At 52.7% G+C, this 21,641-nt stretch carries 20 protein-coding genes; 10 read left to right on the top strand and 10 right to left on the bottom strand.

Annotation, left to right across the window (positions count from 1 at the left end):
* The 6 genes from M0G74_RS06680 (at position 1) to M0G74_RS06655 (ending at position 6,523) form a co-directional block, all read left to right on the top strand.
* Positions 1 to 801 carry a siderophore-interacting protein gene (locus M0G74_RS06680; protein ID WP_248215737.1) on the top strand — a complete coding sequence of 267 codons (801 nt, stop codon included), beginning with the start codon at positions 1 to 3 and terminating at the stop codon, positions 799 to 801.
* Positions 802 to 832: 31 nt separating this feature from the next.
* Positions 833 to 1,777 carry a hypothetical protein gene (locus M0G74_RS06675; RefSeq protein WP_248215736.1) on the top strand — a complete coding sequence of 315 codons (945 nt, stop codon included), beginning with the start codon at positions 833 to 835 and terminating at the stop codon, positions 1,775 to 1,777.
* A gap of 26 nt (positions 1,778 to 1,803) precedes the next feature.
* Complete coding sequence (tmpT, locus tag M0G74_RS06670) at positions 1,804 to 2,442, top strand: thiopurine S-methyltransferase (RefSeq protein WP_248215735.1); 639 nt, start codon at positions 1,804 to 1,806, stop codon at positions 2,440 to 2,442.
* Between the two features lie 161 nt (positions 2,443 to 2,603).
* Complete coding sequence (locus M0G74_RS06665; RefSeq protein WP_248215734.1) at positions 2,604 to 3,527, top strand: hypothetical protein; 924 nt, start codon at positions 2,604 to 2,606, stop codon at positions 3,525 to 3,527.
* A gap of 97 nt (positions 3,528 to 3,624) precedes the next feature.
* On the top strand, positions 3,625 to 4,830 hold the full coding sequence (gene pelA, locus M0G74_RS06660; protein WP_248215733.1) for a pectate lyase: 1,206 nt from the start codon (positions 3,625 to 3,627) through the stop codon (positions 4,828 to 4,830).
* 61 nt (positions 4,831 to 4,891) lie between these two features.
* Positions 4,892 to 6,523 (top strand): sodium:solute symporter, encoded by a 1,632-nt coding sequence (locus M0G74_RS06655; RefSeq protein WP_248215732.1) that lies wholly within the window; start codon positions 4,892 to 4,894, stop codon positions 6,521 to 6,523.
* A gap of 39 nt (positions 6,524 to 6,562) precedes the next feature.
* Here the strand turns inward: M0G74_RS06655 and M0G74_RS06650 are convergent, their stop codons facing one another.
* Together M0G74_RS06650 and M0G74_RS06645 are read right to left on the bottom strand one after the other, a co-directional pair.
* Positions 6,563 to 7,114 carry a YdeI/OmpD-associated family protein gene (locus M0G74_RS06650; protein WP_248215731.1) on the bottom strand — a complete coding sequence of 184 codons (552 nt, stop codon included), beginning with the start codon at positions 7,112 to 7,114 and terminating at the stop codon, positions 6,563 to 6,565.
* Positions 7,115 to 7,256: 142 nt separating this feature from the next.
* Positions 7,257 to 7,643: a DUF6632 domain-containing protein gene (locus M0G74_RS06645; RefSeq protein WP_248215730.1), complete on the bottom strand. Its 387-nt coding sequence runs from the start codon at positions 7,641 to 7,643 to the stop codon at positions 7,257 to 7,259.
* A 116-nt stretch (positions 7,644 to 7,759) separates the two neighbouring features.
* Here M0G74_RS06645 and M0G74_RS06640 point away from each other — a divergent pair, with 116 nt between their 5' ends.
* On the top strand, positions 7,760 to 8,269 hold the full coding sequence (locus M0G74_RS06640; RefSeq protein WP_248215729.1) for a nuclear transport factor 2 family protein: 510 nt from the start codon (positions 7,760 to 7,762) through the stop codon (positions 8,267 to 8,269).
* Positions 8,270 to 8,483: 214 nt separating this feature from the next.
* Positions 8,484 to 10,655 carry a hypothetical protein gene (locus M0G74_RS06635; RefSeq protein ID WP_248215728.1) on the top strand — a complete coding sequence of 724 codons (2,172 nt, stop codon included), beginning with the start codon at positions 8,484 to 8,486 and terminating at the stop codon, positions 10,653 to 10,655.
* A gap of 60 nt (positions 10,656 to 10,715) precedes the next feature.
* On the opposite strand, the gene traF is transcribed toward M0G74_RS06635, so the two are convergent.
* The 5 genes from traF to M0G74_RS06610 form a co-directional block, all read right to left on the bottom strand.
* The gene (gene traF, locus M0G74_RS06630) at positions 10,716 to 12,158 is read right to left on the bottom strand and encodes a conjugal transfer protein TraF (RefSeq protein WP_248216171.1); all 1,443 of its coding nucleotides are present in this window, start codon (positions 12,156 to 12,158) and stop codon (positions 10,716 to 10,718) included.
* Between the two features lie 153 nt (positions 12,159 to 12,311).
* The gene (gene trxC, locus M0G74_RS06625; protein ID WP_248215727.1) at positions 12,312 to 12,761 is read right to left on the bottom strand and encodes a thioredoxin TrxC; all 450 of its coding nucleotides are present in this window, start codon (positions 12,759 to 12,761) and stop codon (positions 12,312 to 12,314) included.
* A 165-nt stretch (positions 12,762 to 12,926) separates the two neighbouring features.
* Positions 12,927 to 13,127, bottom strand: coding sequence for a hypothetical protein (locus tag M0G74_RS06620; RefSeq protein WP_248215726.1), 201 nt, complete (start codon positions 13,125 to 13,127; stop codon positions 12,927 to 12,929).
* A 70-nt stretch (positions 13,128 to 13,197) separates the two neighbouring features.
* The gene (locus M0G74_RS06615; protein ID WP_248215725.1) at positions 13,198 to 13,521 is read right to left on the bottom strand and encodes a hypothetical protein; all 324 of its coding nucleotides are present in this window, start codon (positions 13,519 to 13,521) and stop codon (positions 13,198 to 13,200) included.
* Positions 13,522 to 14,085: 564 nt separating this feature from the next.
* On the bottom strand, positions 14,086 to 16,254 hold the full coding sequence (locus tag M0G74_RS06610; protein ID WP_248215724.1) for a PHB depolymerase family esterase: 2,169 nt from the start codon (positions 16,252 to 16,254) through the stop codon (positions 14,086 to 14,088).
* A 293-nt stretch (positions 16,255 to 16,547) separates the two neighbouring features.
* Here M0G74_RS06610 and M0G74_RS06605 point away from each other — a divergent pair, with 293 nt between their 5' ends.
* Both M0G74_RS06605 and M0G74_RS06600 read left to right on the top strand, forming a co-directional pair.
* Positions 16,548 to 17,006 (top strand): ATPase, encoded by a 459-nt coding sequence (locus M0G74_RS06605; protein ID WP_248215723.1) that lies wholly within the window; start codon positions 16,548 to 16,550, stop codon positions 17,004 to 17,006.
* Between the two features lie 476 nt (positions 17,007 to 17,482).
* A complete protein-coding gene (locus tag M0G74_RS06600; RefSeq protein WP_248215722.1) occupies positions 17,483 to 18,034 on the top strand; it encodes an NUDIX hydrolase in 552 nt (183 codons plus the stop codon).
* On the opposite strand, the gene M0G74_RS06595 is transcribed toward M0G74_RS06600, so the two are convergent.
* The 3 genes from M0G74_RS06595 to M0G74_RS06585 all read right to left on the bottom strand — a co-directional run bounded on the left by M0G74_RS06595 (position 18,010) and on the right by M0G74_RS06585 (position 21,507).
* Complete coding sequence (locus M0G74_RS06595; protein ID WP_248215721.1) at positions 18,010 to 19,302, bottom strand: hypothetical protein; 1,293 nt, start codon at positions 19,300 to 19,302, stop codon at positions 18,010 to 18,012. The genes M0G74_RS06600 and M0G74_RS06595 overlap by 25 nt on opposite strands.
* 406 nt (positions 19,303 to 19,708) lie before the next feature.
* On the bottom strand, positions 19,709 to 20,167 hold the full coding sequence (locus M0G74_RS06590) for a hypothetical protein (protein WP_248215720.1): 459 nt from the start codon (positions 20,165 to 20,167) through the stop codon (positions 19,709 to 19,711).
* Positions 20,168 to 20,586: 419 nt separating this feature from the next.
* Positions 20,587 to 21,507, bottom strand: a complete 921-nt coding sequence (locus M0G74_RS06585; RefSeq protein ID WP_248215719.1) for a hypothetical protein — start codon at positions 21,505 to 21,507, stop codon at positions 20,587 to 20,589.
* Positions 21,508 to 21,641: the final 134 nt, after the last annotated feature.

Genomic DNA, 21,641 nt, shown 5'->3' with positions numbered 1-21,641 from the left:
ATGTCGAGACCGGGGCCTAAACCCAATCCCAAGCCCAAGCTCAAGCCCAAGCCCAAGTCGAGGGAACTCGAAGTCATCACCAGCCGGCGCATTTCCCCGCACATGCTACGGGTCACCCTGGGTGGTCCAGAGTTGCAGGACTTTCCAAAAGATCAGGAAAGCGCTTATGTAAAACTCCTGTTTGAGCAGGGGGAAGGCAAGAAGCCGCTGATGCGTACATACACCATTCGCCATCAGCGAAAAAATGAAATTGATATCGACTTTGTGATTCACGAACACCCAGGCCCGGCGGGCGCCTGGGCGCAGCAAGCGGAGCCTGGCCAACGTATCCATGTGGCCGGTCCCGGCGCGAGGAAGCTGATCAACCCGGATGGGGACTGGCTCCTGTTTCTGGGTGATATGACGGCGTTGCCCGCGATTAGCGTGAATCTCTCCTTGTTTCCGGAGGATGCGCGTGGCCACGCGGTAATCGAAATCGCGTCCGAGTCCGACCGCCAGGAATTACAGGCACCGTCGAATCTACAGATCCACTGGGTGGTTAATCGCGATGCGCGGGCGCCGGGCGTGGCATTACAGCAGCAGCTGCGGCAGATTTCCTGGCAAGAGGGTAACCCTGCCATCTGGTGCGCCACCGAGTTTTCCACCATGCGCGAGATGCGGCAGTATTTCCGCAGCGAGCGCCCGGTCGCAGCGAGTCACCGGTATATCTCCAGCTACTGGAAATCCGGTCTCAGTGAAGAGCAACACAAAGTGCTGAAGCGTGAAGATGAGGTAATATCAGGCGCATTTATGGCAAGTTGATTAGTGGGTGGAAGCCCGAAAAGGATGTTCAATGGAAATAGTGAAATGGATCGGCATGGGTTTTGGGGGCGTTGTAGCCGCCGTGTTCTGTTTGTTTGTCTACGCTTTTGTCCGTATGGCTTTTGTAAAGCAATTTACCGAAATGGCGTTATTAAAAGACAAAACGTTTCGGGTTTTATCGCCCGGCGTCCGGGTTTCAGAGTCCGCCCATCAATTGGCCCCTTTGGAGTATGAGTATGCACCGGGAGCGGGCGCTGTAGCGGCTGCGGAGTCGCTGCTGCTTCGCCCGGATGGCCTGTTGGAAGCGGATGAATCCCGCTTCGATGGAGACCCTCGCAAAGGCGTGCTGGCCCTTGCGGACCCCAAGAAGGACGCTGCGTGGATTTTGTCGGAAAGTCGCATCTATTTACGGGAAGGCGACCGTATCGGTAGGGAACTGGTTAATTTCGGGGGCACGCCATTTACCGGATTTGGCTATGTGGCCGGTTTAAGTGAAGACTGGTTTCTGGTCGCTGGGGATTCCGGTGCGCACAAGTACCCGGAAACCATGCTTTGGCAGGTTTCTCGCGAAAATTTTGAAACTCGGTTGCTGGAAAAAAATCCTTATTTTACGTTCTCTAGGCCTCCAAAAACCTTCACGCCAAGCGGATTTGAAGGTGTGCTACTGGCGATTTATCGCGGTGTGGTCAGCTACGGTTTCGGCGGGGATTGCAGCAGGCCGCGATATTCCATTTTGAGGGCTTACACCCCCGCATACCCCGATGGTATCGACCTGGCTCGTTTTTCATTCAAGGCGGGTACCATCGTTGATGTGCAATATCAGGACGGCACATTGCAGGTGATCGGTGATCCCAGTCGACCTGGGGCAGCCGGTAAAGACAGGCGGCCCCCGCGAGTTTGGAATCTGGAAATGCCAGCTGAACTACTCGGCTCGGCGGGTCAGCGGAACGCGATTGAAGCAGTCGTGGCAGACTAATTGAATCAGAGCAGTGGAATACGATTGTGGAAAAATCATTCTGGTTGGATAAGTGGCAGAGAAATGAAATTGGTTTTCACAACAGTGAAGCCCACCCCCTGCTGATCGAGCACTACGATCAACTCGGCTTGGCACCGGGAGATCGTCTGTTTTTACCGCTTTGTGGCAAGACACTGGATATCGCCTGGTTACTGGACAAAGGCTTTTCTGTCGCCGGCGCCGAACTGAGTGAAATGGCCGTGATCCAGTTGTTCGAGCAACTCGGTATCGTGCCCAGGGTTGAGGTTTCCGGTGTACTGAAATTGTACAGCGCCAAGGGCATAGACATTTTTGTCGGTGATGTTTTCGAACTCACGGCGGAAGTTCTGGGGCCTGTGAATGCGATTTATGATCGCGCAGCACTGGTGGCTTTGCCTGAAACCACCCGCCAGCAATATGCCAGGCACCTTGTCGCGCTCACCGGTAGTGCCAGCCAGCTGCTGATTACCTTTGAATACGATCAGCAACGCATGCCGGGGCCGCCTTTCTGCGTCAGCGATCAGGAGGTCGCCCAGCATTATGCGAGCGACTATGCGCTGCGTTTATTGCAAACCGTGGATGTGCCCGGCGGCCTGAAAGGAAAATGCCCGGCGCAGGAAAAGGTTTGGCTATTAGACCGAGGTTAATCAGATAGACCACTCGGCTATTTGCTTGGGAAAGGCGGTCCGGTGTTAAATTGATTTTGTGGTCGCCAGGTCGAGTAAGTAAAGGAATGGGACTATCACGCTAAGAGAGAATCAACGCCTGTCATTTTCGGATCTAAGGCTGTGAGGTATGGAGCAAGCAGATGTCACTCAAAAGAATAGTGCTGCTATTGAGTATCGGCATTTCACTTTTTTCTGGTCTCTATTTTTTGCTCAATCAACCAGGCCAAGAGCGACCTTTTCTTGGTGTATTGGAGAAAGCTGCTTCGGGCTTGGCAGTGTCTAAATCTGAAGTACCTGCTACTCGATCAGATATCGCGGACATGGAAATTCATGAGCGCGATTTGGCCGGCGAGGGAGAGAGTGAAGCTTCAGTCGTGCTGCGTGGGCCTCCTGATGTCGCTTATCGCCAATTTATTGAGCAAGCTGAGCGAGGGGAGTCCCGCGCACAACTAGTGTTATCGGTGATTCTTGATCGGTGTAGCCACTCTTCAGTGCGATCTCGGGAGCAGTTGGATGAACTGCAGGCACGAGGTGATTTATCGGCAGAAATGCTGGCCGAGTACTCAGTCATACTGGACAAATGCAGTGCCCTATATGAATTGTTAGGTGAACATGACATTAATGCGTTGCAGGCTTTCTGGCTAAATGAAGCAGCGGGTGAACTAACAGTTGCCAGAGTCGCCTATACCCTGTCGGAAACGAATACTCAATACAGTCCCGACTTATATCAATTGCTGCAGACGGGATTATCTGACGCGAAAGGCGATTGGTTACAAGAGCGCAGTATTCGCCAATCCGCATCGACCTTTTTCACATTGTTTATCGAGCCATCAAGCGTTGATTTGACAATGGGTGATCCGGGCTACTACCGCCGAGCCGAAGATAGCCTTGCCTGGCAGTATCTGGGCTGTGAGGCTTCTGTACATTGTGATCTGCAGGTATTTGAAGCCCAGGTTTCGGATCATTTTTACGAGTATGAAGTCAGCACCATGTTGAAACGGGCCGAAGAATTGGATCGAGCGATTACAGAGGGAGACTGGAGTCAATTGGGTCTGCAGCTATAGCCGTATAGGGTTCTAGGATAGGTCGGCTGCGGGTTTGAATAAAAAGGGGTTGCCCCTCAGACTGTTCAGCACAGCAGCATTCAGAGAACAAAGAATAGTGAAAAACAGACGCTGGAATCAATTTTTCCCTCTTGTGGCGATACCGGTTGGCTTTGCGCTGTCTTTTGGCAGCACCGCTACTTCAGCAGCGCCACAGAGCGAAGCGAAGCCTTCTGATGAGTCCCTACGCCAGGCTGTTCGTCAGCCCATTTCCATCGACGGTTTCTACGATGCGATCAAACACTGGAATGACCGCACCGGTGAAAGCAACGTACAGTATTACGCCTTGCATGAAATCGAACAGATTGCCGACAACCTTCTGCTGTATCAGCGCGATAGCGGTGGCTGGCCCACCAACAAGCACCCGTTGCGGGTGGTCGCACCGGAAGAGCGGGCAAAGGCACTGGCTGACAAGCACCTGCCTGATGCCAGCTTCGATAACCGAAATATCTACCCTCAGATTGAATACCTCTCAGAAGTCTACAAGCAGACCGGCAATCCGCGTTATCGCGACGCCGCTCTGAAAGGCCTGCGCTATACCCTGGATCGCCAGTACCCCAATGGCGGCTGGGCGCACTCGCCCGATCGAAGCGAGCGCGCCTATTACCGGCATATCACCATGGCAGACGAAGTCATGCCCGGCGTGTTGACCTTTTTGCGCAAGGTTGCGCAGGGGCGGGCGCCCTTTGACTACATCGATACCAATATGCAACAAAGGGCGGCCACTGCCGTCGCCAAAGGCGATGCGTTGTTGCTGCAATTACAGGTGAAAATTGATGGTGTGCCCACCGGCTGGGCCGGGCAGTACCACGAAGACAGTCTGCAGCCTGCACAGGGGCGGGCGTACGAACTTCCCGGCATTCTCGCCTGGGAGACGGTACCAGTTCTGGAATACCTGATGGCGATTGAAAATCCTTCTGCGGAGGTTATTGCCGCGGTCCACGGCGGTGCCCGCTGGCTGGAATCGGTGAAACTGGAGGGCTTTCGTATCGAGCGGGTCGAAGCAAGGGATCAGCGTTTCGATTATCACGCCGCAGACTACGATCTGGTGATCGTAAAAGACGAGCGCGCGAAACCCATTTGGGCCAGATTTTACGATCTTGAGAGCAGCAAGCCATTTCTGGCCAATCGCGACGGCCGGCGTGTGTCGCAATTGTCGGAAGTGGACCTGGAGCGACGCACCGGCTATAGCTGGTACGGCTATTGGCCGGAGAATTTCCTGAGCGCGGAGTATCCGGCCTGGAAGCAGCGCATTAGTAAGTAGTCAGTCGTTGTGGGCCGTGGCCGGGTCTCCCAGATAAATCATTGCGAAAAGCAGGGCAGGGATGAACCAGAGCATTACGGGGATCGATTGGGCGATTATCGCCGTTTATTGCGTGGGTCTGCTGGTCATGGCGTACTGGCTTGCGCGCCGCCAGGAGAGCCGCGAAGACTACTATGTGGCGGGGCGCAATGTAGGCCCCTGGCCAGTTGGTCTTTCGATCATGGCTACCCAGTGTTCCACCAACAGTATTCTGGGTGCCCCGGCATTTGTCGCCTTCGCGTCTGGCGGAGGCATGCTGTGGCTGCAGTACGAACTGGCGGTGCCACTGGCAATGATCGTATTGATTCTCTGCGTGATGCCACTGTTCAGGCACCTGCAGCTGGTCTCGGTCTACGCCTACCTCGAACAGCGGTTTGATCTCACCACACGGCTCACCCTGAGCGGCTTGTTTCTCTTTGTGCGGGCATTTGCCACCGCGGTCACCGTTTATAGCATCGCACTGGTGATTGATCTGATCACCGGGCTCGGTTTTGCGGCCTCAGTGTTATTGCTAGGGGCGTTTACCGTGGTCTACGACGTGATGGGCGGTATTCGCGGTGTTATTTATTCCGATGTGATTCAGCTGTTGATACTGGCGGTGATGCTACTGGTGGTATTGTTGATGCTGGTGGATGCCAGCGGGGGATTTGCACCGATGTGGCAGTCGTTTTCTGACGCACGCAAAACCACCCTGGACTTTGCCCATCACGGGTTTGGTGATGGCCAGACCTTTGCGTTCTGGCCGATGCTGTTCGGTGGCTTGTTTCTTTACGTGTCTTACTACGGCTGTGATCAGAGCCAGGTTCAGCGCCAGCTGAGCACCCGGGATATCGATGCGACCAACAATGCGCTGTTGATTAACGGACTGCTGCGCTTTCCGCTGGTCCTGCTTTATTGCCTGGTCGGTGTTGGAATTGCCGTTTACGCAGTACAGCATCCGCAATTTGTCGCCGCGCTTCCGGATTCGGGTGAGGGCCCGCAGTTCAACCTCGCTGTCCCGCTGTACATGATTCATGCGTTGCCCGTGGGATTGGTCGGTTTGAGTCTGGTCGCCCTGTTTGCCGCGGCCATGTCGTCATTGGATTCCGTGCTCAATTCTCTGAGCGCCACCACCATGGAAGACTTCGTCCGGCGTTTTCACCGCGGCCACTGGACGGCGCACAAAGAACTGATTCTGTCGCGGGGGATTACCGCTCTCTGGGGTGGTGTCACCCTGGTGATGGCATTTTTTGTCGGCGATATTGCGCCGACAGTACTCGAGGCCATCAACAAGATCGGCTCACTGGCCAACGGTCCGATTCTCGCGGTATTCGCGCTCGGGTTCTTGACGCAGCGGGTGCGCGGTGACCACGTTATTGCGGGGCTGCTCGTCGGTATTGCAGGCAATGGTATCTGCTGGTTGTTTCTGCCGGAGATCTCGTGGCTGTGGTGGAATGTGATGGGCTTTGGACTGGCAGTGCTGGTTGCACTTCTCGCTTCGTTGATCTGGGCGCGAAACGGAGCGGGGCAACGCATGGCGAGGGACGGTGATCTCTACGCCGCGGCCATTCGGCATCACCTGCGGGAAGAGGCGCACTACAACTGGTATCGGCGCTGTTTGTGGTTGCTGGCCTGGTTTGCAGTGCTGTTCATTTTGCTGTGGTACCTGGCTTAGAGGACGGTGCACTCTTGATAGGCCATCTTACTTAGCCGCTTACTCCTCAATTTTAGGCGCACTGAACGCTTTGCTGTAGAAGCCGGAGGTGTCAAAGCAGCAGACTCTCTTTTTGCCCTCAGCCAGCATATTGCAGGCATCGAGGATACGCTTGTCGCGAGTCTTTGCCTGCTTTGCGGATGTTACCCAGTGGATCCAGTCGATTCGGGCAATCGTCGTTGTAGCCTCCCAATTGGCCTGGGAGTCGGGAGAGGCCGCTAGCGCCTTTTTCAGGTCCGCAGGCACTTCGGGTTCTGGCTCCTGTTCAACCGGCTGGATTTCAAATTGGGCGATATCGCCGTAAGTGGCGCCCGAGGCATCCAGCAAGGTTTTATCAATTTTCAGCCAATGGCTCTTCTGACCGTCCGGCTCCAGTAGCGCCTGAAAGTGTTCACCGTTGATACTGCCATTGATCGAGGTTCGGCCGCGCCGGGGAAGTATTGCACTGGCCTCTTTGGGCAGTACCACGAATGCCCAGTTGTTATCATCGCCGGACTTTTGGGGGCGGAGCAGTTTGTCTTTGAATTGATATTTCTTGCTTTCTTGTGTCATTTTTTTAATCAGCTTAGTGGTCCAGAGGCCTGTTTCACTGGAAGCCCCAGGTGTGAAACGCCAAAGCGCGGTTTCCGGACGTGACGCTACACCCTCGGCCACCCCTCCTGTCAAGCGTATCGGTTGGACTGGTTGCGAAGTTTTAGCGGACCGTCTCGCGCTTTGGCATCAGATACCACAGTACGATCGCGACCAGGAAGAGTGCCGGTACATCACCGAGCAAATTCGCCCGCTCAGTCTCATCAACCAGTGCCTGCACCAGCATAATGGCGCCGTGCACAATACTCGACCAGATGGTGAACCAGATCAGGCTCCGGTTTGCCTGCGGGTCTTTCGCCGCCAGGATCAAGAAAACCCCTAGGGTGGCGTAGAGCCCCATAATCATCTGCTCGTATTCTGGCTGCCTCGGTGTCCAGCCCCAGCCTGAGGGCCACACCCACATCATCATCGCGTAGATCCCGAAAATAAAGATAACGCCGAATACAACGAGCGCGACTTTCAAATACTTGAGTTTCTGATCATCTTCCATGGTCGGCTCCAATCCCGATGTCCCATTGACCGGGTTTTCATTGGTATAGCATTTACTGCAGTTTTGGTTGTTAAATATAGTGAATTAGCAATAACAGAATCCGGAGAGAAGAGAATATGGCGATTAACGCGAGACCCTGGATGGCGCTGTGGGTATTGATTTTACTGGTCGTGATGCAGGCCTATCCGGTATGGGGCGACACAGCAGAAACCGGTAATCAGGATACGTTGGCCGTTTCTTCCCAGCTGGATGCCTTTCACAAGGCTGCGGCGAACGCAGACGCGGCTACTTACTTCGGCCTTTTTAGCAAAGACGGCGTCTTTATTGGCACCGATGCGTCAGAGCACTGGACCGTGGAAGAATTCAAACAGTATGCAAAGCCCTATTTCGATCAGGGGAAGGGCTGGACTTATGTACCGAGAGATAGAACCCTAGTGATCCATGGTGATGTGGCCTGGTTTGATGAGCTGTTGGACAACGCCGCCTATGGCGAATGTCGCGGGAGTGGGGTGTTGATCAAGGAAGATGGGCAGTGGAAGATCGCCCAGTACAATCTGCATTTCCCGATCCCCAACGACCTTGCCAAATCAATTACCAAAATGATCAAGGAGCACCAGGCGAACTAAAAGGCTCCACAACTCTGTTAGGTAGAACACGGTCGCTCCCGGGCAGGTACAGTTAATCCTGTGCCATACTTTTTTGAACGGATTTATCGACAGTGAACTGCGTAGTAAAGGAGTGAGGTTCATGGTTGTCGCTAGGGATTGGTGTCACGCCAGGTGCAGCAGCAAGGCCGCTATAAAGGGCCCTATAAAGGTCGCTGTCACAGTTTTAGCCCTCATGCTGATCATCCTTTCGGGTGTAGCCGTAAAAGCATGGGGGCAGGGCACCGACGCAGGCTATCACGACCACAAGCCACCTCCGCAAACCTCTCACAATGCAGGCAGCTACTGGGAAGATCACAAGCTTCCGGGGCCAATCGGTCAGTGGCTGCCGGAAAGGAAAATACTTCGTGGCATCGTAAAAGGCAATGGCGCGCCACTGCGGGGTTACAAGGTATCTCTGTATGCCAGCTATGTCGCCGGCTTGCCGTTTGATCGTGTCATTGCAACCACTTTTACCGATGCGGCGGGGGAGTTTGAAATACACTATCGGCCGCCCGGCTTTTTGCCATACAACAAGGGGCCGGTACTGTTTGTAATCGCAGAGCGGGGGCCGGTCATGCTCGCCACAGCGGTAGACAGCGGGAAGCGATGGCCGGGCAACGTCGTTGTCAACGAGCGCACCACAGTGGCGGCGGGCACGGCCTTCGCCCAGTTTGTGCAGGGGCGCAAGATACGCGGCAATACCTACGGCATGCGCAATGCCATTCGCATGGCCGAGAATATGGCCAATCCGAAAACGGGCGAGGTCGGGGAAGTGTTGCGTCGCTCGCCGAATGGCACTGATACCTCGACCTTTGCGACCTTCAATTCACTGACCAATATGGTCGCAGGATGTGTGGCGGATTCGATAAATTGCCATGCGCTGTTTGCTGCGACCAGCCATCCAGGAGAACCCGCTACTACGACTGTGCTGGAGGCGATTGCCAATATCGTTAAATTTCCCGCTTACCCCAATTACCCCTCGGCGGCAGATGACCCGCTGTACCTCCTGTCTCTGGCCTCTCCTGTCTACCAGCCGGCGCTGACCGAAAGGCCCACCAATTGGCTGTTGTTCATCAAGTTTACCGGTGGCTTCTACACGGATCAGGACAGCGACAATTTGATGAACGGTCCCGGCAATGTCGCCATCGATGAGCAGGGCTACGCCTGGGTCATCAACAATTACACGCCTCGCCCCCCCGATGAATTTGCCTGTACCGGGCAGCGTCTGTTGAAGTTCTTCCCCTGGGGGGAAACCTTCCCCGGGTCGCCATTTACCGGTGGCGGCCTCAGTGGTGCGGGCTTTGGCGTTACCCTGGATCCGAAAGGCCTGTTGTGGGTGGGAAACTATGGGTTTGAAGCGCCCAGCTGCGCAAACGGCAATATTCCTCCAGATCCCGCGAACAAGATACCCGCGACACACAACAGCGTTTCCCTGTTTCTTCCCAATGGCAGGCCCCTGTCTTCGGACAGCGGCTTCACCAATGGCAATATCTGGTGGCCCCAGGGAACGGTGTCGGATCGGGACGGAAATATCTGGATTGCCAACTGTGGAAATGACACCGTCACCCTGATCCCGAACGGCAATCCACTACTGGCGAAGAATTTTCCGCTGCCCGGTGCGGGAACCCCGGAAGCGCCGAACCTGAAACCATTTGCGATTGCCATAGATCCCAAAGGCCGCGCCTGGGTAACCGGTAACAATTCCGGTGAGGTATATATGTTGAATGTGGAGGGTGAGATTGAAGTGAAAGATACTTCGATGGTCGATATTTCCTACCCCATCGGCATTTCCGGCGACAGCAAGGGCAACATGTGGGTGAACAGTACCAGCGGGGTGAGAATTCCCTGTGTCGATCCCTACGAGCCCCAGAACGGCCCCAGCCCTTCGATTGTGTTCTTCCCGGCCGATGGCGGAGCGCCCACGCAAATTACCAATCAGGGCGGCCTTGGCTTGCCATGGGGTAATGCCGTAGACGGCGCCGACTCACTCTGGGTGTTCAATTTTGGTAAGTCACCGGTGGAAGATGTCACCGAAGATACGCAGTTTGGCGATACCGCGATTTCCCACTTCTGCGGCTCCGGCAAATGCCCGCAGGGGCGTACGCTGGGCGATCCTATATCACCGCCCACCGGCTACACCAGCGATGCACTGGATCGCCTCACCGGCGGCGGCATAGATCCGTCCGGGAACATCTGGCTGATGAACAACTGGAAAAAGGCCGGACCGGCGCTCTACGACATCAATCCCGGGGAAAACTCCATTGTGATTGTCCCGGGCGCCGCAACACCGGTAAAAACGCCTTTGATCGGGCCACCACGCACGTTTCCCAATGCCGCGCGATCACGCCATGGCGATGGCTACTGATATCGCATAGCGGGATTTCGGAGCCGGGGATTTGGGGAAAGCGGCAGTGCATTGGGCCAATCAGAAATGTAAACCGGTCTGTAAGGCTAATCCGTATTCATCATTGCGGTCTGACGCGGTAACGGCGAAGTCGGCAAAAAAGGTCTCGCCCCCAAATGCCATACCCAGGGAGGGCGTACCTGTCTCATCAACGAGGTTGTAGCGGTACCCCAAACGCAGATGGTTACCGGCGAATATACGCCAATCTACGCCAGTGGCGATGTACTGCTTGTCCGGATCAAACCCCAAGGGCTCGTTGCGCGTCAGGTCGTAGTCCAGGGTCCAGGTGATGTCTTTGCGCTGATAGGCGACTGCAGCACGGGCAATGGTGTTTATCACTATGCCTTTACCGTAGGGGGCCTCGACCTCGAAGGGGATAAGGTTTTTAACCACAATACCCATATTCCAATAGGGGTTGATGTCGTAGTCCAAGCCAATATCGATATTCGCCCGGCTGTGGCTCCTGCGATTGGAATCGTCGAGAAAAGCATCGAAATCAATATTCTGGATGGATTGGGAGAATCCTATAGCCTCGATCCATTGCTGCTTGAGTGTGACACCGAGCGACCAGTCTGGCGCAAATGCCAGGTCAGTTGCGGCGCTGAGTGCGAATTCCTCCACCTCCGCGCCAGAGAACTCGACGGCAGAGTGAAATTCCTCGGGAATCTGGTAACGCAGGTAATCGCGTATCTCAATACCATCCAGGCCGAGTTCTTCCAGTGAGCGGCCCTGGTTTTGCGCAACCGCTGCATTCAACAAGCCTTCGAGATCGATGTATTCATCCAGTGATTCCACGTCGAATCGCAGCTCTTCAATAGCTTTAATGACTGCGCTCACGCTGGGAATGTCTTGATAATTTCGTAACTCGTCACTGATCTCGCCCGCGTCAACATCGCGCTCGATCAGGCTGATGACGTCGTCAAAGTCGGTCTCGCGCAACAGGCGATCAAGAGACTGGGAGCCCTCAAGCACATTGGCGACGGCGTCGACGGTATCAAACATTTGATTTAGCCGCTGTACATCAAGCGGCGAAATCTTGACCTGCGCGCCCACTACCAGGTAGCGCCGATAGCCGCTGGCAAAACTCCAGCGATCGGTTTGCTTACCAAAGGAAAAGCCGGCGGAAGCGGCGGTCCGCAAGGGGGCGTCCGACAGGGACTCCAGTTCATTGAGCAGGTCGCGCGACTGTCCTGTTACCTTGCGAATATCGTCCGGCTGCAAGTTGCCGTCTGCAAACAGATCGTGCATGGAACCGAGGTTGCTATCAAACTCCAGTTCACCGCTTTCACTGAGCGCTTCCACGCGATCGATAAAGTTGTTGCGATCCAGCAGTCTCACCCCGGCATTCGCGTGTAAAAAATAGCCGGGGTTGCGATCGAATTTAGCACTCGCAAGTAGAGCCGGGTTAAAGATCCCCGCCTCATTGGGGCGTGCTGATGCGGTTCCGGCACCGCCCAAAGCCATTGTCCGGCTATCAAAAGAAACGAAAGAGACGGCCTGGGCAATTGGCGATACGGCAATCAAGGCAGTACACAGTGAAAGTGTTCGCGCGTATTGCGGTATAGCCAATCGATTTTTACGACGCATGAAATTCCCCCGGAAAAGCACACACAAACGTTAGCTGGACGGCAGGTTCTGCCCCAGCCACTGTACGAATTGTGGCTTGGGCAGGGCGCCGGAAAGCCGTGCAATTTCGCGGCCACGATGGAACACCATCAACGTGGGAATTGAGCGAATCTGAAAGGCGCCGGCCGTCTGCTGGTTGGCTTCTGTATCCAGCTTCACAAACACTGCCCGTGTCGCCATTTCCCCGGCCACTTGGCTGAACACTGGCGCAAACTGCTGGCAGGGGCCGCACCAGGTGGCCCAAAAGTCCACCACGACGGGCAGATCGCTCTTGTCGATAAAGCGGCGAAAACTGGCCTCGTTGGCGTTGACGGGCTCGCCGCTAATCAATCGCGCACGGCACTTGCCACACAGGGGGCCATCGCCCAGGCGCTGGTAGGGCACGCGATTTGGTGTGGTGCAGGCCGGGCAGACGATCTGGGTGAGTTGTGCGTCGGACATCAGAAATTTCCTCAAGCGGGCAGGGTGTCATGGTGAATCGGCCTTGGAAGGCACACCATCCACCTGCCGAATTATTAGTTCTGCCAGCAACTCTGGTTTTGCCATCCACAAAATGCGAGCGGGGCAGTCGAGCGTGCATCAAACAGTCCGGTACCGTCCCCGCACCTATTGTGCCGGCTTATGGCCAAGTACGCGGGCCGGCAGCATAAGCAGGGCGCGCAGGAAGGCAAACAGGGCCTCGAAAGTGATGCCGATGAGGCGAAACGGCAGGGACAGCAGCCATACCAGTGGCCAGAGGATGAGTGCCAATAGCGCTAGTGGCCAGCACAGCACGAAGAGTATTAGCCAAATCAAAAATTTGAGCATCGGTCGTCCTTGTTCGCAGCATTGCTGCGTCTTCAATAGGATGAAATTTCACTAGCTACCGAACGCGGGCTTAAATCCGGCGCCCGGTTTTCATGTCTTTGATGACCAGTTCCCACTCGGAAACACCGTCGATCACCGGAATATTCGCATTTACATGGGAACTGGAGTGGGGCTGTATCACCCAGGCATAGGTTGCTCCGGGCTCTGCAACAATGATCTTGCCATCAGAGCGGCCGATTAGTTCGTAGTTCAATTGCCCCCATTTGTAATCTGAATTGTTGGTGACCTCAAACGTTACCTTGAGGTGTGGGCCAGAGCGCCCTTCAAACTGCACTACGCTGATTTGCCGGGATAAAAATTTCTGCTGGTAATCCAGGAAATTTTTGGAATCCATTGGGTTAAAAAAATAGAAGTAGAGCGCGAACAGGGGGACGAGCAGAAAGGCGGACAGGATTTGTGGGTTTTTGTACCAGTGCTGGTATCCCTGACAATAAGGGCATTTCTGGCAATTGTTTTCAATTTCTTTTTTGCAAAGTTTACACGCTGTCATATTCACCTAATCCCCGGAAAATACTTGGGGCCCATAGCATCCTTGGGGGCATTGTTATTGTTCGCGTATCACTGAAAATCGACCGTTCGGTGTACGTTTGCTGCACGCCTCCGAATTGACCACTCCCAGGAATGAATCCCTGCGATTGCCCAATATATACAAATACGAGCGCGCTCTTCAATTACTCACGGTTACAGAATAGAGACTGGATGAATGAGTGGATCGGATGCACAGTATTTGGATGAAATAGGGAGTAAAGAGATCAGGGAGGGCGGGAAATCGCCACCCGGGCCCTCGTAATCGACAAGGGCAGGGTGGCTCAGGGGTTCTGGCTCCCGGGCGGGTGTAACGCCGTCGTATCAGGAGCCTTTGCATACGATCAGGCAGGTTACGGGCTGGCGGATCAAATCATGGACAGTTGCCTTTCACATAGTAACCAGCGGCGGTCTCTGCCAGTGTGCTGGTCACGAACACGTTGTACAGACCCAGGTTATCGCCGGAGCCGGCCGCATAGGCGTAGCTGCCGTTGGTGGTGGCGCGCCCGGCCTGCACATGGCTGTAGTTGCTGGCGGTGTACTCGGTGCAAGTGACATCACCGTCCGGAGTGCTGTCGCAGGCATTACCGATGCCATCGCCATCGTTGTCTTCCTGACCTGCATTGGCAACGGCCGGGCAGTTGTCCGCGCTGTCGTTTACACCGTCACCATCGCTATCTACCGGCTCACCGTCCGGAGTGCTGTCACAGGTGTTGCCGATGCCGTCGCCGTCGTTGTCTGCCTGATCGGCATTGGCCGCGTTGGGGCAATTATCCAGCGCGTCCTCGACGCCATCACCGTCCGTGTCAGTGGCTGGTTCACCGCTGCCGCCGCCAGAAGAACAGGCCTGGACCGGGCCGGCGCAGCTGCTGTCGCCATCGGCAACCCACTGGCAATCACTACCGGACGGATACTCGCGCATGGTGAACGGATTGGTGCCGAACGCCAGGTAACAGGCTGAGTAACCCACGCCCCAGGTGATATGGCCGGCACTGATATGGAAGTTGTAGTCGCCGGTCTGGCCGGCATCGATATTGAAGGTGACGCTGTCCTGGCTGGAAAGGGCGGTCGCATCGGTCGCAGTAACCGTTGCGGTGTTGTCACCTCCTGGCAGGTTACAGCCTTGGGCGGAATAGCTGTTCCCGGACACACTGGCGGTCACATTGCCGCTGGCAAAGGCCACCTCCACCGTTTGCAGATTCTGGTTCGCATCCACCACGGTGCCAGTCACGGTCGCGCACTGGCCACTGACACTGGCCGCGGTATTGCTCAGCACCGGTGGGGTAGCCGGCGGCTCCGGGCCTACGCGTGTGGTAATACTGGCGGCATCGCCTTCCGCGCTCTCGTTGTCGGTTGCGACCGCGGTCACCTGATAGAGGCCATCGGCCAGGCTGGAGCTGGTTGCGCTGAAGAATCCGACTGCATCCACCGTGGATACACCCAGGGCTTCCACCTCTACCGGTGTGCCGCTGTCCATATTGCTGATGGTGATGGCAACACCGGCCACACTGCCCTCGGCGTCCAGCGCAGTACCGCTGATCGTGAGCAGGCCGCTGCTTTCGCTGGCCGCCAGATTGCTGATTTCAGGGCCGGTATTGCGGTCAACACGCTTGTTGTTGGCAGCGAAGTACTGACCGAGATAGGACGCGTAATTGATGCTATTGGCCGAAATATAGCCACCGGTGGCACCTGCACCTCCGGACCAGGCGTGGGGCACATCATTTAGCCACAGCATGGAAACACGACCGTCTTGCCACAGGGTTTCTTCCGCGGTGAGGTTGCCGGACTCGCTGATGGTATTAGTGCCGGACAGCTTCGCCACACCGTAAACCCCGGCCATGCCGTCGGAGTTCTGCTCGTTGTAGCACTGGTTCACCGTGGTATCCGCATCGCCATGGGCGATGGACGCGACTTGGGTCGAGAAGTGGCTCTGGTAGCTACCGGCATAGGTGTTACAGCGCGACGTCACGTCCGCAGCCTCGCAGGGACCGAGCGCACCGTTGGAGCTGGTGCCGATACTCGGGCCGGCACTGATGCCCATACCGGCGAATACGTCCGGCGCCAGGCAGGCGGTGGTATTGGCAAAAGCCGCACCGGATGAAAGGCCGGCGATATACACCTGATCCGGATCGATGTTGCGGCTGGCGTCGCCACTCATGGTGTTGGCTAGTGAAATCAGATTCTTGTAATCGCCAGCGGAGCGCGACTTGGTTCCCTGCCAGTAGGACCAGCAGCTATAACCGGCCTTGTTCATGGCATCCGGCACCGCAACGACCATGCCGTACTGCTCCGCCGCCTCTTCCAGGTTGGCAGTAAGGAAATTGTCCGTAGGCTGCACACAGCCGTGCAGCACGATCAGCAGGGCCTTGCCGTTACCGATGGGCGATACCGAATCCGGTGTATACACATGCACGGAACTGAAGCCACCAATGGACTGGCTTTGCTGCCAGCTACCGGCGCTGGTCGCCATGCCAAAGAGTGTCGAAAGAAAAAACAGAAATAGGGCAGGGACGCCCGTATTGGACGTTCGTTGATGATTCATCGCTAGTACCTTCATTATTTGAATTATGTTCTGACTGCACAAACGATATACGCGCTAGGCAGCAGGCAAATCGCGCGGAAGACGTTTGCCATCCCAGCATATGCGCGGGTTGGGAGAGGGCCACTAGACCAAGGTTGTAGAGAGGCGCTGAAAATATCTACTGATTCGCAAAATCGGGCTAGCTTTACCAAAAAGCCCAGCTGCGGCCCTGCGATCATTACCTGCAACCCGCTGGCGGGAGAACAACCTACGCGACTTTTGTCGCGCCGATTTCATAGCTGGTGGAGGTAAAGGTGCAAGTCGAAACCCTGAGAGATGTACTTGTGTGGACCCGGGAGTTCCACAAGAATCTATCCGAATGCCTGCAACACTGTGCCGGCAAGAACGAGAACACCCGCTCCCAGATGCTACTGGCATACCTGGCGGTGCACGAACAGGAACTGGCGCAGACCGTCGCCGGTTTCGTCGAAACCGCGGACACCAGGGCGTTGGATACCTGGTGCTACGACTACATGGACAAGCACCCCATTTTGCACAGCGAGCACTGTGACGCGCCTTTCCAGGATCTTGAGCCGGAAGAGATTATGAGTATTGTCACCGACCGGCACGATCAGGTGATCGAGCTTTACCGCTATCTATACGGTAGAGCGGATATAGAGGAAACCCGTGAGCTGATGGAAGAGTTGAAGTCGCTGGAGGAGCAGGAAATCAAGCAGATGGTACAGGGGGTGAATCGGATGCAGGATATGTAATTCAATAAGGGAAGATGCCCCTAAACACCTTGTGAAGGCTATTCACAGAGTCCTCCTCGGTCTTCGAATTGGTACTGGCATGTATTGCCTTGACAGTTTTCATAAACGGCATACAAGTCGGTGCAGTACTGATCAGGATTGTACGAAACGATCATGCCTGTATCGGAATAGTTCGCTATAGCTCCGTCCTTAGTGTGAGCATCCGTGACTGTTCTTTTTATACGTCCGAGACCTTCAACACTTTTAGACCAAGAGCCTTCGGTAAAACAGCAATTAATGCGGTCAGTAAAGCTAGTTCCAGGATGGAGTCCAACAAAGTTCAATACTAGGTTCATTGTTTACATCGATGTTCACATTAGCTCTGAGTTGCGTCCGGCTTTGCCCGCCGGAAATACGAGTGAAACGATTTATTTTCCGTGTGAATCAACTTGTTATATGTCATCATGTGATTAACTAATTGCTAAAAAGTATTCGATATGTATAGAGGGAATCATAAAAAAGGCGAAATTGAAATAACTCGCCAGAACATTGAGTTCAAAAATGAATACGCAACGCTCTACAATGATGATGTTATTTTCCCGTCTGGTGTTCATGGGAAGTACCTACGTTTTGTTTGGAACGCTCCTTATGGGGTAATGATTTTCCCCAAAGATTCAGAGGGGAGACTGCTTCTTGTAAAGAACTTTAGACATGAAAACAGAGGCTGGTCCTGGGAAATACCAAAAGGTTTCGGAGAGATAAATCTAACTCCTTTAGAATGCAGCAAAAAGGAACTTTTCGAAGAGACGGGCTGCAAAGGAAGCAACTGGAAAGTTTTTAAAACCATTACAGAGAAGCAATCAAAAACATTTTTGTTTAACGTAGAAGTTGATTCTAAAGCTTCAATTAACTACCAAGAGAGCAAAGAAGCAATTTCGGAAATTCGCTTCTTTAAACAAAGTGAGTTACATGGACTGCTTTTAAGCGATGAAGTGATTGATCCAATGACAATGTTTTTCATTGCTCAAAATTTATCTACAGATGTGTAAATGGTTTCATTTTTATCATCGTTGCTAAAGTGTTTTGCTTTAATTTTATCATTATCTGCAGAGCTCTCTAATTCAGCTTGAAGCTTATACTTTTCTCGGGTCAATTTTTGTTCCGAAAGTTTAGATCTTCGATCTATAAACTCACTCATAAAAAAGTTAGCTATTGATAATGTGCCACCAGAAAGAGTGTCTGTTAGAGAGAGGCCTAATGCAAAAACCCCTCCTTCTTGAGAGATCTTTCTCATTGGCTCCAAAAACCTTTTTCCTTTAAATTGTTTTGATGTTTTTATACCAAGATGGCGCCGTATGATGTATTGGTCAATGAGGTTTTGGTATGCAATTAAGGAATCCAATGTGTTTTCTAGTGAGTTATCACTAGAAACGCCATTATTGATTTGTTTCTGGTACGTTTTAAATTCGTAGCTATCTCTAAGAAACAGAATATCATCTGACATTAGTTTTGATAAGGCTTGCTCATAACTACTTAAATGTAAATCTGTAGTTATTTCGATCGGTTTTTCTTTTTCTATTTTCTGAGGATCCTGAGGATACGCTAACTCGAAACTACCTTTATGATGTGGAGAGTATATTGGGTTGGTATTCAATACTTTTGGAATTCCAGTAACATATGGCGCATCAGAAAATCTAATAATGTCGTCTTTATGTTTGCTCCATACGTCATGCTTGCCAATTTTGCGTAAATCTGATTCAAAATTCTTGTGCAAAAAAACTCTGCCTAGCCCTTGATCACGGTCTGCTTCTAACAATAAGCGTTCAACTAACAATTTTTGTATGTCGGAACCAAAAACTTGCCTAGCATTTTTACCTCTAAAGATTTCAAAGATGTTGTTTGTATAGTTATCTCGCAACGAAGAATAGGTGTATGGAATTATTTCACATCTTTCATTCACAAAGTCTAAATCACTATCTGACAGAAACTGATCAAGCTCCATGTTTTGCTTTTTTTCCTTATGAAAGGCGTCTCTCACTTTAGTAAGCCTGTCACAATTTGATGTTCCTGAGGGGTCTCTAACTGCAATTGAGACAAGATCCTGAGACATTAAAGCTTTGAACTCAGTACTTTCACTAATCAATGAGCGGAAGTTGGTACAATTAACTGCTTGTGCGTCAGAAATCATTAACTTTTCATTAAAGAGCAAACTATGCTTAAAGTGCGCTTCAAACGAGTTTTTATGAGACAAGTCTCTAGCAATTGGAAGCTCCGTATCCGCTAACATCCAATAAGCTCTATTTATTCCCTTATTCATATTCATATCCTTAGTTTGATATCTCGCAGGTGTATAATGCCCGCGGAGGCCTGAAGGGCCGGGACATTCTTCTTGGAATGGTTATGCTTGGTTAGCGGCACTGGTGAAAATGTGCATATATAAGTACATTATTGATCCCGTCGTCGCTCAAATCTGGATATCTTTTCTGAAGCTCGAAGCTTAAGTTTCTAGCTGATTCTTCAAGATCCAAGTCCTTTTTTAGTTCCAGCGTTAGGAACTCATTACTCCAGGTGGCTATTTCGTGTAAACGAGTGAGCAAAGTGGGACTGTACTCGTCACGCACCCTATCTATATCCAATATGTGTTCAGAAAGTGCATTTATGTCTTCTTTCATGATACCAATATCGAGCCTGACTTTTCGGCTGCATTGCATTGTTAGCTTATGCTACAGGGTGGACTGCTCAAAAACCCTTTCCGCACCAGAAATTTCGCTCACTAACTCAGACAAGGATTTTCGATAGAACCAAATTGGTGGTAAATCTTGGCTCTCTCGAAGCACTAACATACATGAAGACTCTTTACACGAAATTCCTTTTCCGAAAAATTTCAATTTTTTATAAGTTGTTGGGCTTTTCGAAAATTCTATTTGGAGATGGCCATTATTGTTAATGATATTACCTGAAGGGAAGATATCCATACCCTTGCCGTAATTATCGCCATAGCTTAACAACATTATTGCGCTCAAGTCTTTTTCGATCTTTAGGCGATACACGAGAATGCCATTTCCATTAATTGCGTGCCAAACTCCAGGAAGCTCTGAATCTGTAATCGGCTCAGGCATTTCAACGAGTGCCCGAATTTGAGAACAAGTAAAAAAGAGTAGTACCAAGAATATGATCTTCATATATTGGCCCCTAAGCTAACAGTTTGATAGTGGGCGGTGTTACACATATCCTGCTGCCCACTATTTTCATTCAATCCAAATGTCGTATAAGCCGTTTATATCAGGCATTTAGCTCAAATTACGAAGATTGTGCCACTGATGAATATGTTCGTCACGCCCCATATCCCCCTCAAATCAAAATTGCTAACTAATTGATTTATCAGGGAGAGTCGGAAAAACAATCGATTTGCCGAGAGAGAGATCGGGCAAGGTGATCAATTTGCTGGCCAGTGGCGCTCTTCTTATGCCCGTATAAATCTTGGTTCTTGAGGTTTTCAACAATAAAAAAGGGCCGGCAGTGCCGACCCATTGAAATTCACTGTATTTTGATAGGGTTGACCAATAAGTAAATGACCCTTTCTAGCTAATCCTGGCTTTATTTAAATACCCAAATTTGGCAAAACGAAAGACCTGGTATTGGGGTGCAACCTGATCCACAACCCAGGGTTCGTATTCAGTTGCTTCAGGGCTTCCTCTCTATCTGAGTTCAGTCGGGTATTCAGCGCATTCGCATAGGTCTGGACTTTGGCCGGTGCGGTATCGGCGTCGACGACGGATTGCACCACTTTCTTCGCCTGCAGAATCGCCGCTGGACCGAGGGTGAGAATGTACTGTGCGGAGCGACATTCGGTTTCATCTTGCTCATTAACCGCGCTGCCGCCAGCTTTGAACTTGCTGATATGGTGTTCCAGAATACTGCTGGAAATCGGGATTATTCCGGCAACGTGATTGCTCTGGGCACCGGAGAAGGGCTTGATGTAGGCGAGGTGGGATGCCTGGTTTTCTTCCGGACCGTGGCCGATAAAGAAGATATCCAGTCCTCCGAGGGCTTCCAGTTTGTTCAGGTATTTGACCAGTCCGGCTTCCAGATCGTCGGTATCGGTCTGCATGGGCGTAAAGCTTTTGATTTTTTTGAAGAAGTCAGGGCCCAGAATGCGCTCGAAGTCCCGCACGAAGCTGAAGCAGTTGCTCATGCTCATTGGAGCCAGGGCGTCCTGGGTGAATACGTTCAGGCGGCCGAGCAGTTCGTCGTGTTCTGAGGATTTGGCCAGTTCTCCCAGCAAGCGGTGCAGGGCCTGTGCGCCGCGGCCGCCGAGTAGGGCGATGTTGATATCGCCTTCTTTGGCGGCGGCAGATTCGAACAGTTCGTTCAGCATGGCTTGGCCGACTTCTGCTTCGGAGTCGAGTACGGTTGGGGCGATACCGTGGTCGGTCAAGTCTGCGTTTTGCGCTGTGGCTTGAGCCAGCCATACGTTGCCGGCTTCTTCGTTCCGGGTGATGGTTGTGTTGTTGTTTTCCATGGGTTTTACCTCGTTGTTCTCGTCTGCGGTCACTGCAGTTCTGGTCAGGCGTGAATTTTAACTACAAAAAAGCCGGCAATGCCGGCTTTTTGTGAGCTTTGTTCGGCTGGTTCTCAGCCGTTGCGTGCCTTATC

The sequence above is a fragment of the Microbulbifer sp. CAU 1566 genome (assembly GCF_023156515.1).
GTDB lineage: Bacteria > Pseudomonadota > Gammaproteobacteria > Pseudomonadales > Cellvibrionaceae > Microbulbifer.
The sequence above is the reverse complement of the archived record's forward strand: the minus strand, read 5'-3'. Positions and strand labels throughout refer to the sequence as shown.